Raw genomic sequence first — 13,776 nt, 5'->3', positions numbered from 1 at the left:
ACTTGAACTCTTTTGCCGCAAAACTGATCGGCTGGCAAAAACAGCATGGCCGCCACCATCTGCCCTGGCAAAATACGCGCGACCCTTATGCGATCTGGCTGTCCGAAATCATGTTGCAGCAGACGCAGGTGAGTACTGTGATTCCATATTACCGGAGATTTCTCCAGCGCTTTCCCGATATCAACAGCCTTGCCCTGGCCTCACTCGATGATGTGCTGACACAATGGAGCGGCCTGGGTTATTACTCCCGTGGAAGAAATCTGCACCGGGCGGCACGCTTGATCGTTGCTAATCATCAGGGTATTTTTCCGAGAGACGTTGAAGAAATCCGTCAGCTTCCCGGCATAGGACGCTCTACCGCTGCCGCAATTGCCGCATTTGCTTACGGCGAGCGGTGCGCAATACTCGACGGCAACGTCAAGCGTATTTTTGCCCGCTATTTTGGCATTGAGGGTTACCCAGGGGGAAAAGGGAACGAAATATTGCTGTGGCAAAAAGCCGAAGAACTGCTGCCCTCACCCCGGGATGCGGATCAAAACCGGATCAACGGGCGGATCGAAGCTTATACTCAGGCGTTGATGGATCTCGGGGCAACTGTTTGCACTCGCGGCAAACCGAAGTGCGCAGCGTGTCCCCTGCAAAGCGGCTGCATTGCGCTGCGAGATAGCCGCACGGACAGGTTGCCTGCTCCCCGGTTGAGAAAGCCGCTACCAGAAAAGGAAACTGTCCTGTTGGTGCTGATGAAGCAAAAAATGATTCTTCTGGAAAAACGCCCGGCGACGGGGATATGGGGTGGTCTTTGGTGCCTGCCCGAAATGCCAGTGAGTAAAAATGCCATCGAATATTGTATGCAGAACTTCGAAATGAAAGTAAAGCCGCTGGCGCAGATGCAGCCGTTCGATCATATCTTTACCCACTTCAAACTAAGGATCTATCCCCAGCCGCTGCAAGTGGTTTCATGTTCGACCGCCATCGGGAGCAAAGGACAAGACAGAGGCGAAAGTATATGGATGACGCCCGATGACGCGCTGAACGCGGCTATTCCCTCACCGGTCAGGAAACTGCTCATACAGCATGGCTGTCCACAAATTATCCCGTCCTAGCAAAAAAAAAAATGGACTGCAAAGTTAGTCAACTAGCCATATGTCGTCCCATGAAACCAAAAAAATGAATGACTGGAGGGATTGGAGAAAGCATCAGCGAGCTGAACTGATGGCGATGAGGGAATGCGTTGCTGTAGAAGATTACCGCTGCTGGAGTACTGCCATTACCAGTTCACTCGAACGAGGTTTCCCATCGTTACAAAAAAAAATAGTGGGATTCTGCTGGCCTCATCGCGGCGAATATGATCCCCGTCCAGTGATGAGTTTTATTGAGACGCGAGGTGCGACGCTTGCGCTTCCCGAGGTAGTGAACAAATACGAACCGCTGCGGTTTCGCAAATGGTGGCGTGATGCGCCGATGAAAATCGGTGCTTATGGCATCCCGGTTCCCGACAATACCGACGCGGTAACGGTCGGCGCGCTGATTATCCCGATGATTGGTTTTGACAAGATGGGCTTCCGGATCGGGTACGGTGGGGGTTACTTTGATCGCACGCTGGTTGCAATCGACCCGCGGCCACTGGCTATCGGTGTAGCGTTTGAAATTCTGCGGCTGGATAGCGTACATCCCCACCGGTACGATGTGCCTATGGATTTTATCGTGACCGAGGCCGGAATTTACCGCGTAACGTTGACCGGACTGGATTTGATTTCTGCCGAGGAGTGCGCGGCGGCGAATGCATAACGACTATTTTTCTCGGCTGGGCAAACGCCGATATCGATTTCAGTTACGTCAATCAGCTAATTTTACTCGCCCCAACGAGGCATGAGAGACTGCGCTACTCCAAGATGATCGAGTATACGCGCCACCACAAAATCCACCATATCCTGTACAGTTTCCGGATGGTGATAAAAGCCAGGGTTGGGCGGCATGATTATCGCTCCGCTGCGCGCAAGCTTGAGCATATTTTCCAAGTGGATGGAGGAAAACGGCGTTTCACGCGGCACTAGAATAAGCTTGCGATTTTCCTTCAGCATCACGTCCGCCGAGCGCTCGATCAGCTTTTGACTTAGTCCGGCAGCGATGGCGGCGAGCGTTCCCATTGTACATGGACACACAACCATGGCATCCGCCGGATTGGAGCCTGAGGCAACCGGTGCAAACCAGTCCTCGCGTCCAAATACCCGCAGCTGTCCTTCCGCGGCATTAAAGCGCCGGCTGAACAATTCCTCTGCTTCTTTCGGACGAGACGGCAACACCAGTTGCATCTCCTGGTGCGCGACAATCTGCGCCGCTTGCGAATAGAGCAGGTAAACCCTATTGCCGCCGGCCAGCAGCAATTCCAGCAGGCGCACGCCGTACGGCATCCCCGATGCGCCGGTATAAGCAAGCGTAATTGTTTTTGTTGTATTCATCGAGACGCTTATTCTTCTGTATTCAACCCGACTCTACGCATCCAACTCCCTATGGCGCACCAGAACCTGATTATTCTCTGTGAAATACCGTGCCAGCCGTTCCACGAAATAAACCGAGCGGTGGCGCCCGCCGGTGCAGCCTATAGCGACAGTGAGGTAGTTTCGATTGTCGCGAATGAAACAGGGGAGCCAGTCATCCACGAATCGTTTGATGTCCTCGAACATTCGATTGACGCTGACATTCGCGTCAAGGAATTCGATTACCCCGCCATCCTTTCCGGTAAGAGGGCGCAGAAGCGCTTCATAGTGCGGGTTGGGAAGGCAGCGAACATCGAATACCATATCGGAATCCAGAGGAATGCCGTGTTTGAAGCCAAACGACTGGAACAGGAGCGTCAAACGCGAATGATCGAGCCCGACGAAATCTCTTATCCATGCCCTCAGGGAGCTGGCGCTCAAGTCGCTGGTGTCGATGCGGTTGGCCAGATCGTGTATTTCACGCAGCGTTTCGCGCTCCAGCTGTATGCATTCGGGCAGGGTTAACTGATTGTCGCTCAATGGATGGCGACGACGGGTTTCAGAAAAACGCTTTACCAAAGTGTCGGTTTTAGCTTCAAGAAATAGCAGGTGCACTTCCATTCCCTGCCGTCTCAGATCAGCCAATTGTTGCGGCAACAGATGTAACGTTTCCCGACTCCTGGCATCGATACTGACTGCCACCCGTTCGTGTCCGGACTCCTTTAAATAAACCGTTACCTCAGGCAGCAGGTTTGCGGGAAGATTATCCACACAATAGTAGCCATTATCTTCCAGAACAGTAAGCGCGATACTCTTCCCGGAGCCGGAAAGGCCGCTGATGACGATCAACTGCATTTGTCAAAATTTTTTCACGGTTCATTTTCAGGCAGCTGCTTATTTTGCCCATTCTCCATTTCCAGTTGATGCCGCGAGAAAAACTCCTGGGCGCTGTCGATACCGCGTAGCTGCAGAACGTAATTACGCACCGCCGCTTCTACCAGGACCGCCAGATTTCGCCCAGCGGCAACCGGAATGATTACCTTTCGGATATTAACGTCCAGAATGTTTTCGGTAACATCATTGATCGGCAGCCTTTCCATGGCATTAAGATCAGCGCTGCTGGGTTTTTGCAAATGCACAATGAGCTTCATGTTTTTTTTTCGGCGGACTGCGGTCTCGCCAAAAATGGTCCGGATGTTCAGCATCCCCAGTCCGCGCACTTCAAGAAAATCACGCAGCATTGGAGGGCAGCAACCTTCCAGCGTTTCCGGCGCAATGCGATAAAGTTCCACCACATCGTCCGCAACCAGCCCATGGCCCCGGCTCACAAGTTCCAGCGCCAATTCACTTTTCCCGACACTGCTTTCGCCGGTAATCATCACCCCGAGTCCCAGAACATCCAGCAGCACACCGTGTCGGCTACAGGAAGGAGCGAGGACGCGCCCCAGATATGGGCGTAATACCCAGATCACCTCAAGGCTGGAGTATGGTGAGCAGAAAAGAGGAGTATGAGTAGTGTCTGCCAGATTTCTTATCGAGGCTGGTATCGAGGCGCCGCCCGCTACAATAATGCACAACAGGCGACTTTGCGCCAGTCGCTGCATATGCTGCTCCAGCGAAGCGGCGTCAAGCGCGTCGAGATACTCGGCTTCGGTCTCGCTGAGTACTTGTATCCAATTGGGATGGATGAAGTTGAGGTGGCCAATCATCCCCTGCGTCGACTGCGCGATGGACTCATTATCGAGATGACTGCCACCCCCATCTCTACCGGCGTCCCAGGTCAGACTCAGTTTTTGCCGTTTGTCCTCAAACAGCTGTGCAGCGTCGATTCCGGACATCTGGATGGGATTGCCTTCTAAATTAACAGGAGATAAAGAAAATCGGTCATTGTCCCGACAGCGGTGATCCTGAATCGGTCATCGTCACTCAGGCTCCGCTTCCTGATTCTTCAATGCGTCATCATGCCGATAGCTTTCATTCTTCTCCTTGTGCCTGAGTAACTGACGATCAAGTTTATCCGCCAAACTATCGAGGGAAGCATACATATCCGCGTCGGCGGCTTCTACAAAAATATTCTTGCCACGTATGTGTACATTGGCTTCGGCCTTTTGCTTGAGTTTTTCGACCGACAATACCATGCTGATATCAATAACGTTGTCAAAATGACGTGTAATCCTCGCGAGCTTCGAATTCACGTAATCACGCAAGGCGGGAGTGATTTCAACGTTGTGGCCGGTAAGATTGAGATTCATCGTGCCTCCCTGGGTGGGTTAAAACGATTTCCGGAGATTAACGGGAGGAATCTGAATGGACTCCCGGTATTTTGCTACGGTGCGGCGGGCAACCATAATACCCTGCTGTCCCAGAATTTCTGAAATCTGACTATCGCTCAGCGGTTTCTTCGAATTCTCGGCGCTTATCATTTGCCTGATTAAAGCGCGAATGGCGGTGGCGGAACAGGCGCCGCCGGTATCGGTTGCCACGTGACTACCGAAAAAATACTTCAATTCGAATATGCCACGCGGCGTCCGCATGAATTTCTGTGTGGTCACCCGTGAAATGGTGGATTCATGCAAGTCGAGCGTATCGGCAATTTCCCGTAATACCATCGGCCGCATGGCAACCGCCCCATGCTCAAAAAATTGACGCTGGCGTTCGACAACGGCCGAAGATACCTTGAGAATGGTGCTGAAACGCTGGTGCACGTTCTTGATGAGCCATTTGGCTTCATGTAATTGGCTGGACAACCGCCGCGCGGAATCGTCATGACAACGTTTCAGAATGTCGGCATAGAGCCGGTTGATCTTGAGGCGCGGCATGGCCTCGGGGTTAAGACTGGCTACCCAGGCGCCGCTGACCCTTGTCACAATCACATCCGGTATGATGTAACGGGCCACCGCTGAACTGAATGCCGTACCCGGTCTTGGATTCAGGCGAGTAATCGTGTGCTGGATCGAACGCAGACATTCGTCGTCGCAATGCAACAGCTTTTTGATCGTGCAAAAATCCCGTGACGCCAGGCTGTCGAGATGGTTGTTCACCAGCTGCAACGCCTGATCCCGATAAGGGGTACATTCCGGCAGTGCATGTAATTGCATGACCAGGCATTCCCTCAAGTTACGCGCGCCGACGCCGGGGGGATCCAGATGTTGCAAATATTCGAGAGCGATGTGCAGATCATCAATATCGATCGCAAGCTCGGGCGGCAACAGATCAACGAGTTCTTCCAGGTCCTGGACAAGATAGCCGTCATCGTTCAGGCTGTCGATCAGTAAACCAACGATTTTCCTGTCGCGCTCCGGGACCTGGCTAAGACTTAGCTGCGAGTTGAGATGCTCCCGCAGACTTGGCGGCTCCGCCGCCTGCTGCGGAAAATCACGCTCATCATCGTCATCACGCGTGTGGCGAAACGGCCCGTCATCCGAGAACCAGTCCGGCTCATCCGCGGCTTTTTTTTCGTAGGGATCATCTTCAATAGGGAGCAGCTTGGCGCCATCGTCCGAAATCTCAATCAGGTCAGCGAGCGGCTCCGCAAGGCTATCAAGCGAGGTGTTCCGATAGTCTATGGCATCGTTTCCCGCATTGTCGTCCAGCTCCAGAAGCGGATTTTCCTGAACGATGCGTTCTATTTCCTGGTTCAGTTCGACTGTCGAAAGCTGCAACAGCCGTATGGAGTGTTGCAACTGCGGGGTAAGCGTCAGGTGCTGCGACAGCTTGAACTGGAGAGTAGGCTTCATAATTTGGAAAACTACGGTAAAACCAGATTCAGGGTTGAATGTTTATTTTCACAGCCGGAAATGTTCTCCCAGATATACTTTTCTCACACTTTCATTATAAATGATTTCGTCGGGGATACCGCTAGCCAGCACTTTCCCGTCGCTGATGATGTACGCATGGTCACAAATGCCCAGCGTTTCCCGGACATTATGGTCCGTAATGAGTACGCCGATATCGCGCTCCTTGAGGAACCTGATAATCTTCTGAATATCCAGCACGGCAATGGGATCCACACCTGCAAATGGTTCATCCAGCAGGATGAACCGTGGCTGCGTTGCCAGCGCGCGTGCAATTTCCACGCGGCGGCGCTCTCCCCCGGATAAACTGATAGCGGGACTCGCACGTATGTGGCTGATATGCAGATCATGCAGCAAATCGTCGAGATGCTGCTGAATTTCATCTGCTGTGTAATTCTTCAATTCCAGTACTGCGCGGATATTATCCGCCACGGACAGCCGTCTGAAGATTGAAGCCTCCTGCGGCAGATAACTCAGGCCCAGCCGTGCGCGCAGATGCATCGGCATCTGGCTCAGATCACCATCGTCCAGGCAGATGCTACCCCCATCCAGCGGCACTAAACCCACCATCATGTAAAAACAGGTGGTTTTGCCCGCACCGTTGGGCCCCAGCAGGCCAACGACTTCACCGCTACGAACAGAAAGCGAAACATCCTGCACCACAGTCCGGGACTTATAACGCTTTTTTAAATTATTGGCTTTGAACTCGCTCATTTTTGGAACTGTTGGCGGTTCCATTTCATGGGCTCCCGGTGTCCGGTTTAGGTTCCTTCTTCTTCGGCTGGATGACCGCTCTCACTCTCCCCTCGGAATGGGTTTGGGTACTCGCGTTATCGCCATTGTTGCTTGTTACCTGAAAAAACTCATTGATAGCATCATACGAAATATAGTCGCCATGTACTTCGTCCTGTCCGCGTCTCAATCTCGCTTTCTTGAAAAGCTCCACTGTATCAGTCTTGCTGTCATATTCCATACGTTCACTCCAGCCCTCGACGTACTCATCCTTGCCATCGCGCTTTTGCCGAAAACTGGCGAGGTTACCGAAAGCAGTGGCGTGCTGAAACCCATTCGCGTCTTCTTTCACTGTCATCTTGTCGGCGCGGATAACCAGCGTACCCTGCGTGAACACTACGTTGCCGGTAAATGTGGCAAGCTTGTTGGCATCCTGTACCGTGGCCCGATCCGCCTCCAGATGGACGGGTTTGTCTTTATCGGCTCGCTCAGCCAGTACCGGGCCCACAAACAGCATACCTAAAAAAAATATGACAAAAAACGGTTTCATGCCTGTCTCGCGTTATAGCGGCTTGCGTGTCTTATCATGGACAACCTTTACCTGTGACAACAGGCGGGTGACATTGGTACGGTTGTTCATTTCCATGCCAACCGCTTTGATAATCGCATTCGTTTCGGTGATAACAACAGGCTTATCGGTTTTAGCGATGTCATCATCCGGTATGAGATGCAGCAAGCTGGTCTTCATGGTTGTCTCGGCTCGGCCTTTACCTGCATTTCGCAATACCGTAACGTTACCCGTCAAATAAATATCCTCGCCGTTGGCAGACATCTTCGCCTGGTCCGCTGTCACTTGCACCGGCGGCTTGCCGGACTCGGTATCGATAAAATGAGGGTTTTCCACGTCTGTGGTATCGTCATCCGGATAATGAGTCATTCTTTTCGCTATGAGGGTGTGGCGTGCAATGCCCTCACTTCCCATGCGAATGGCCGAGAAATTTTCCACCACATAATCGGGAGTGCGGCGCAATCCGTTGTCTTGTGTCGGAGAAGGCGCCCGAGCCGGCTGATTCAGCCATAATGACAACGCTGCCAGCAAGACGAGTATGACGAGAAGGACCCCGAAAAGGAGGCGGCTGGTCATTTAAGATATGTCGCCAAATGGGTATCCAACGTATCCTGAGCATGCATGATCATTTCGCAGATCTCGCGTGCTGCGCCGCGCCCGCCTTCAAGACGGGTGACATAATGAGCATGTTTTTTCACCAGGGCAGGCGCAGCGGGCACAGTGATGGCAAGACCGCAGCGCAACATCACCGGCAAATCTATCAGGTCGTCACCTACGTATGCGCAGGCGGAAGCATCCAGTTCCTGTTCCTTCACCAACGCTTCAAATACAGGCAGTTTGCTTTTCGCGCCTTGATAAACAGTTGTGACGCCCCAGTCTTTTGCTTTCAAATCCACGCAGCGCGATTGCCTGCCCGTGATGAGGGCGATTTTGACTCCGCTCGCCCTGAGCATTTTCAGACCATGGCCGTCGTGACTGTTGAATGCCTTGATCTCCTCGCCGCCATCTGTGAGATAGAGGCTTCCATCCGTAAGTACTCCGTCAACGTCGAAGATAACTGTACGGATCTTCCTGGCTCTTTCCAGTAGGTATTGCATCGATATAACAACGGCTGATTGCTCGTCGCGGTTCAAATAAATAGTTAAATTTTCCGGATGTGTAACAGGTCAACCGGCCCTCATGCCCTCGCTGCCTTGCGCCCTCGGTATCAGCAGCGGCATTCACCTCCGTTCCCTGCCCGTGATGTATGACTTCTGCCCAATACTGCGGTTGAGATGAATGCGGAGAAGAAGATCTGAATGACGGCTTCTTGCCCAGGCAACACCTGCGCTTGGCGCTTGGCACCTGGCATGATAGTAGGGCGCTGTAGACGCGGGAACGTAAGGTTATTCAGTCCAACGGCGGCGGTGGTGGTAGCTTGCCATATTCTGGCGATGGGCAGACGGCGCGCAACAGGGAATTGTACCAGAACCAGAGGCGGTCCTCCCCCTAATAACGGGAGCAAGCGCGCTGATATGGCGGCCAACCGCTTCCGGTTCTATCTTATGGAAAATATCCGATGAGCAAGACGCCGATCAATTTTTGGGCAACGGAAATACCACCGACTCAACCACGCCACTCAGTTCCTCCACCACCACTTCCTTTCCCGCTTGTCCTGCTCCTATCTGTCTCAGTCTCGAAATGACTTCCTGCACCAGTACTTCTGGTGCGGAAGCGCCGGCGGTGATACCGATCTGGTCTTTTCCTTTCAGCCACCTCTCCTGCAACTGCTCGGCGCGATCTATCATATATGCGTCCACGCCCGCATTCCTTGCAACTTCACATAACCGGTTGGAGTTGGAACTGTTGGGTGAGCCAACCACAATTACCAGGTCACACTGCTTGACCATCATTTTGACGGCATCCTGCCGGTTTTGGGTCGCGTAGCAAATATCGTCCTTTTTTGGCCCGGTAATTTTTGGAAAGCGCTTCTTCAAAGCCTTGATCACCCGCGTCGCATCATCCACCGAAAGCGTGGTCTGGGTAACATAGGCCAGATGAGTCGGGTCTTTGACCTGCAAGTTGTCAACATCTTCTTCTGTTTCCACCAGGTACATGCAAGGGCCGTCTCCTTCAGCCTGTCCCATCGTGCCCTCTACTTCGGGATGTCCTGCGTGGCCGATCATGATGATTTCCCTTCCCTGCTCCCGCATTTTTGCCACTTCAATATGGACTTTGGTCACCAGCGGACAAGTGGCGTCGAACACCTTGAACTGTTGCGCCTCGGCTTCTCGCCGTACCTCATGGGAAACCCCATGCGCGCTAAAGATCAGAATGCTGCCAACGGGCACTTCATCGAGATTTTCGACAAATACAGCTCCCTTTTTCTCCAGATTCTCCACCACGAAGCGGTTATGCACCACCTCGTGGCGTACATAAATTGGCGCCCCATGCATACTCAGCGCTCGCTCGACAATTTCTATCGCACGATCCACTCCGGCACAAAAACCGCGAGGATTTGCAAGCAATACCTTGATCATTGGTCATTCTCCATAAAAACTTCATTCAAGCACCGATAATGCTCACGGTACTGTTCGCGGTTCAGCAACCACTGCACACTCCGTGGGAGTCCACATATGCACAATGGTTCGATAATCCGATGGCAAAAGCCGTGGACCGTTATTTTAACAACCTGTCGGACTTAAAGGAAATCGGCTCCGCTTGAGGCATCCTCAAAATTCCCTTTTATTGTTGCGAGGTTAAATGCCTTGTTGAAAAACATTCTTCCCCTGGTCTGACCGAACGCTTTCCAGCTTCGCACAGACTGTTTTTGCTGCTTGCAGCATTCGAACAGCCTGGCGATGCAAGAGATCGGGATGCACAAAAAACAAATGGTCGTTCCTGACTGCGCTGATGTCCGGGAAACCGCGCAACAACTGCTTCGTTCCAGTTTCAGCCAATTCAAGCTGCACACTGCTGATAACGGCCTGAGGATCGGCTTCCAGTAAATTTTCGGCGGATATCACCGGTGTCAAGGAAGGCGCGGACGCGAATATATTGGCGCCTCCACAAATGTTGATGATATCGCTGATAACATGATTGCCATTCACCGTCATTAACGGCTGATGCCAGATCAGCTGAAATACGCTGATTTTATGACGTCCACCATAGTTCAGCTTGATTCGCTGCAACTCCTCCTCATAGGTCTTCGCCGCTGGTCCCGCGCGCGTTGAGGTTCCCGCCAGCTTGCCGGTTGCCCGCAGCAACCGCGGAACATCTTCCAGCCTGGATGCTTCAGTGACAAAAACAGTGATGCCCAGTTTCTCCAGCTTCCCGATATCCATTGAGGCATTGCCGCTTCGCCATGCAATCACCAAGTCAGGCTGGAGGGCAATAATTCTCTCCAGATCAAGGCTGGATGAATCGCCGACATCCATAATAGACCTGGCGGCGGCGGGGTAATCGCTGTAACGGCTGACGCCTACCAGTTTGTCCCCGGCTCCTGCTGCGAATACCAGTTCAGTGATATGCGGAGAAAGGGAAATGATACGCTCGGCAAAATGTTCCAGACGGACGCTGCGGCCACGGTCATCGGTCAGATTAATGGGAAAAATGAGCGGCGAAGCTTCGTCCGCAACGTCAACAGCGCCCGCAACGCCCATAGAAGACCAAAGTGATGCGGAAAATACAAGCAGCAATATTAAAATGCTGCGCCGTATCTTATCGAGAAGCATGGCAAGGTGGACGGGCATTCCCAATGCGGATATTTATGAGTTCGCGTTTTTTAAGAATATTTTATGGAAAATAATGGAGCCTACGGCTCCTGATAACGTCCAGCCAGAGCGACGCGTTGTTCATAAGCTTCACGCGCGATGCGAACATCTTCCAGAAAGAACGGCAACTCCCTGATCAGCAGCGCCTGCGGGCCGTCCACGAGGGCTTTGCCCGGTACGGGGTGAAAATCCACCAGTACCATATTGGCGCCCGCAATCACCCCTTGGGCGGTCACGTGCATGATATCGAGCAGGTTATCGGGCGAAGAAGCGCGCAGGCCCACGGAATGCGAAGGGTCTATGCAAACCGGCATCCGCGTCAGGCGCTTGACCACCGGCACATGGGCAAAATCCACGAAATTGCGATGAGGATCGGCCATATTGGTTTTCATGCCGCGCAGGCCAAAGACGACCTTGCGGTTGCCCTCGGAAGCCAGGTATTCCGCGGCGTTCAGCGATTCATCCAATGTAATGCCGAAGCCGCGCTTGAGCAGTACCGGAAATTCCTGCTGGCGTCCGACGATTTTCAGCAGTTCGAAATTTTGCGTGTTGCGCGTGCCGATTTGCAGCATCACACCCGTTGAATTGCCTGTCCGGTAAAGCGCCTCACAAATTTCTTCCACATGAGATTCATGAGTGATTTCCATGGCTATCACTTTGATGCCGTATTTCCCGGCCAGCTCGAACACGTAGGGCAAGCAGGCTTTGCCGTGGCCCTGGAACGAGTACGGACTGGTACGCGGCTTATAGGCTCCCATGCGCGTGCACACCTGCCCATTGTCGCGTAACGCCTGCATCATCGATTCGACATGCTCCAGCGTATCCACCGCGCATAGCCCGGCGAACACGTTCAGCGTATCCTGGCCAAAGCGCACGCCGTTATAGTTGAAGTGTGTGGACCGGTGATCGTTCTTGTGCCGCCCGAGGACACGATACTCCTCCGAGATTCGGACAACCTGCTCGACACAAGGCAGGTTTTGCATTTCCTCGACGGGGAGTGGCTTGGTATTTCCGATCAGATACACCTCGGTAAGCGTCTGCTCGATGCCGACCTCAGTATGCACGCGCGTGGAAATACCGGGTAAATTGGCGAGATGCGCCAATAACTGCTTATATTCGGGGCTATCCGGACGAGTATCCGGGTTCAGAACAAGGATCATGGGGTAGTATCGGGTATCGGCAAACCGGAGTGCGTTGAAGGCATGGCGTGCGAAAAAACGGAATTCTAACCGAAAAAACCGATGCTTGCCATTCAATTGAATATGGCGTTTAATAACTTTTTCCTACATAAATAGGAACCCGAAATTCATTCCTCGATCTGAAAGGCTTCGTTAAAAAAGCAAAAGATGGCCTTGCGGGCGTCACGCTACCAACATAAGCCGGTCCGCACCGTTTACCTGTGACACAGCAGAGCATAAAAGTCCAAAATCCGCATCCGGCCGACCAACCGCCGGCAATATTTCTGATGGGTCCTACCGCAAGCGGCAAAAGCGGTATCGCGCTGGAAATCGCCCGGTATTTGCCGGTGGAAATCGTCAGCGTGGACTCGGCCCAGGTCTATCGGCACATGAATATCGGTACGGCGAAACCCGACGCGGAATCCCGGGCTGCGGTGCCGCATCATCTCATCGACCTGATTGAGCCGGATGGGCGTTATTCCGCGGCGCAATTCCTCTCTGACGCACTTGCCGCGATGCGCGAGATTACGCAACAAGGCAATATTCCACTGCTGACCGGCGGGACCATGCTCTATTTCACGGCTCTGCTAAACGGTCTTTCGGAGCTTCCCTCCGCAGACAGCGGCGTTCGCGCGATGATCGAAGCCAAAGCAGAAGAACACGGCTGGATCGCGATGCACAAGGAGTTGTCGCGGCTGGATCCCGTCAGTGCGGCGCGCATTCAGCCGGCGGATAGCCAGCGCATTCAGCGCGCGCTTGAAGTGTGTTATCTCACCGATAAGCCCATGTCGGAAATACTGAAGAAGCCCAGACGCGTTTCTCTTCCTTATCGTGTGACCAAGATCGCCCTAATTCCCTCTAATCGCGGGTTGCTGCATCAACGCATTGCGCAGCGCTTCGAGCAAATGCTCAAACTGGGATTAATCGACGAAGTCCGCACAATCCGTGATAAATTCGATCTGAACGATGAGAGTCCTTCGATGCGCTGCGTCGGTTATCGGCAGGCATGGATGTATCTGGAAAAAGAAATCGATGCGGAAAGACTGCAGGAAATGGCACTGGCCGCCACACGGCAACTGGCCAAGCGCCAGCTCACCTGGTTGCGTTCCATGAAAGAAATACAGGAATTCGATTGCCTGGAAGAAAATTTGCCGCAACAGATACGCAGATACCTCCTGGATACTGGCTTGAAACCTGCAGAGGCTTCATAATCGGGATGATTTGTTTGACGGCTCGGTTGATATTTCTTTAAATAAATTCTGAAGGAAAAACAAA

Annotated in this window: 15 protein-coding genes; 3 read left to right on the top strand and 12 right to left on the bottom strand. The window is 52.8% G+C overall.

The window, feature by feature from the left end; all coding sequences use genetic code 11:
• The first annotated feature begins 2 nt into the window (after positions 1 to 2).
• Both mutY and BMX66_RS13275 read left to right on the top strand, forming a co-directional pair.
• Positions 3 to 1,103 carry an A/G-specific adenine glycosylase gene (gene mutY / locus BMX66_RS13280; RefSeq protein WP_090882984.1) on the top strand — a complete coding sequence of 367 codons (1,101 nt, stop codon included), beginning with the start codon at positions 3 to 5 and terminating at the stop codon, positions 1,101 to 1,103.
• 64 nt (positions 1,104 to 1,167) lie between these two features.
• Positions 1,168 to 1,788 carry a 5-formyltetrahydrofolate cyclo-ligase gene (locus BMX66_RS13275; RefSeq protein ID WP_090883105.1) on the top strand — a complete coding sequence of 207 codons (621 nt, stop codon included), beginning with the start codon at positions 1,168 to 1,170 and terminating at the stop codon, positions 1,786 to 1,788.
• 62 nt (positions 1,789 to 1,850) lie between these two features.
• On the opposite strand, the gene BMX66_RS13270 is transcribed toward BMX66_RS13275, so the two are convergent.
• The 12 genes from BMX66_RS13270 to BMX66_RS13210 form a co-directional block, all read right to left on the bottom strand.
• The gene (locus BMX66_RS13270; protein ID WP_090882982.1) at positions 1,851 to 2,459 is read right to left on the bottom strand and encodes a flavin prenyltransferase UbiX; all 609 of its coding nucleotides are present in this window, start codon (positions 2,457 to 2,459) and stop codon (positions 1,851 to 1,853) included.
• 33 nt (positions 2,460 to 2,492) lie between these two features.
• The gene (rapZ, locus tag BMX66_RS13265) at positions 2,493 to 3,332 is read right to left on the bottom strand and encodes an RNase adapter RapZ (protein WP_090882980.1); all 840 of its coding nucleotides are present in this window, start codon (positions 3,330 to 3,332) and stop codon (positions 2,493 to 2,495) included.
• A 14-nt stretch (positions 3,333 to 3,346) separates the two neighbouring features.
• On the bottom strand, positions 3,347 to 4,315 hold the full coding sequence (hprK, locus tag BMX66_RS13260) for an HPr(Ser) kinase/phosphatase (protein ID WP_090882978.1): 969 nt from the start codon (positions 4,313 to 4,315) through the stop codon (positions 3,347 to 3,349).
• An 84-nt stretch (positions 4,316 to 4,399) separates the two neighbouring features.
• Positions 4,400 to 4,729 (bottom strand): ribosome hibernation-promoting factor, HPF/YfiA family, encoded by a 330-nt coding sequence (gene hpf / locus BMX66_RS13255; RefSeq protein WP_090882976.1) that lies wholly within the window; start codon positions 4,727 to 4,729, stop codon positions 4,400 to 4,402.
• An 18-nt stretch (positions 4,730 to 4,747) separates the two neighbouring features.
• Complete coding sequence (locus tag BMX66_RS13250) at positions 4,748 to 6,214, bottom strand: RNA polymerase factor sigma-54 (RefSeq protein WP_090882975.1); 1,467 nt, start codon at positions 6,212 to 6,214, stop codon at positions 4,748 to 4,750.
• Between the two features lie 48 nt (positions 6,215 to 6,262).
• Positions 6,263 to 6,985 (bottom strand): LPS export ABC transporter ATP-binding protein, encoded by a 723-nt coding sequence (lptB, locus tag BMX66_RS13245; RefSeq protein ID WP_090883103.1) that lies wholly within the window; start codon positions 6,983 to 6,985, stop codon positions 6,263 to 6,265.
• A 25-nt stretch (positions 6,986 to 7,010) separates the two neighbouring features.
• Positions 7,011 to 7,553 (bottom strand): lipopolysaccharide transport periplasmic protein LptA, encoded by a 543-nt coding sequence (lptA, locus tag BMX66_RS13240; protein ID WP_090882973.1) that lies wholly within the window; start codon positions 7,551 to 7,553, stop codon positions 7,011 to 7,013.
• A gap of 12 nt (positions 7,554 to 7,565) precedes the next feature.
• On the bottom strand, positions 7,566 to 8,147 hold the full coding sequence (gene lptC, locus BMX66_RS13235; protein WP_090882970.1) for an LPS export ABC transporter periplasmic protein LptC: 582 nt from the start codon (positions 8,145 to 8,147) through the stop codon (positions 7,566 to 7,568).
• Positions 8,144 to 8,668, bottom strand: coding sequence for a KdsC family phosphatase (locus tag BMX66_RS13230; protein WP_090883101.1), 525 nt, complete (start codon positions 8,666 to 8,668; stop codon positions 8,144 to 8,146). Before BMX66_RS13230 ends, lptC begins: the two co-directional genes overlap by 4 nt.
• A gap of 477 nt (positions 8,669 to 9,145) precedes the next feature.
• Positions 9,146 to 10,090 (bottom strand): 4-hydroxy-3-methylbut-2-enyl diphosphate reductase, encoded by a 945-nt coding sequence (gene ispH / locus BMX66_RS13225; RefSeq protein WP_090882968.1) that lies wholly within the window; start codon positions 10,088 to 10,090, stop codon positions 9,146 to 9,148.
• A gap of 219 nt (positions 10,091 to 10,309) precedes the next feature.
• A complete protein-coding gene (locus BMX66_RS13215; RefSeq protein WP_255398960.1) occupies positions 10,310 to 11,302 on the bottom strand; it encodes a cobalamin-binding protein in 993 nt (330 codons plus the stop codon).
• A gap of 62 nt (positions 11,303 to 11,364) precedes the next feature.
• A complete protein-coding gene (locus BMX66_RS13210) occupies positions 11,365 to 12,483 on the bottom strand; it encodes a 3-deoxy-7-phosphoheptulonate synthase (protein WP_090883099.1) in 1,119 nt (372 codons plus the stop codon).
• Between the two features lie 305 nt (positions 12,484 to 12,788).
• Between BMX66_RS13210 and miaA the strand changes: the two genes are divergently transcribed.
• A complete protein-coding gene (gene miaA, locus BMX66_RS13205; protein ID WP_218142101.1) occupies positions 12,789 to 13,712 on the top strand; it encodes a tRNA (adenosine(37)-N6)-dimethylallyltransferase MiaA in 924 nt (307 codons plus the stop codon).
• The last annotated feature ends 64 nt before the right edge of the window (positions 13,713 to 13,776 follow it).

It is taken from the genome of Nitrosovibrio sp. Nv6 (assembly GCF_900110495.1).
GTDB lineage: Bacteria > Pseudomonadota > Gammaproteobacteria > Burkholderiales > Nitrosomonadaceae > Nitrosospira.
This window is presented reverse-complemented; position numbering and strand designations above follow the sequence as displayed.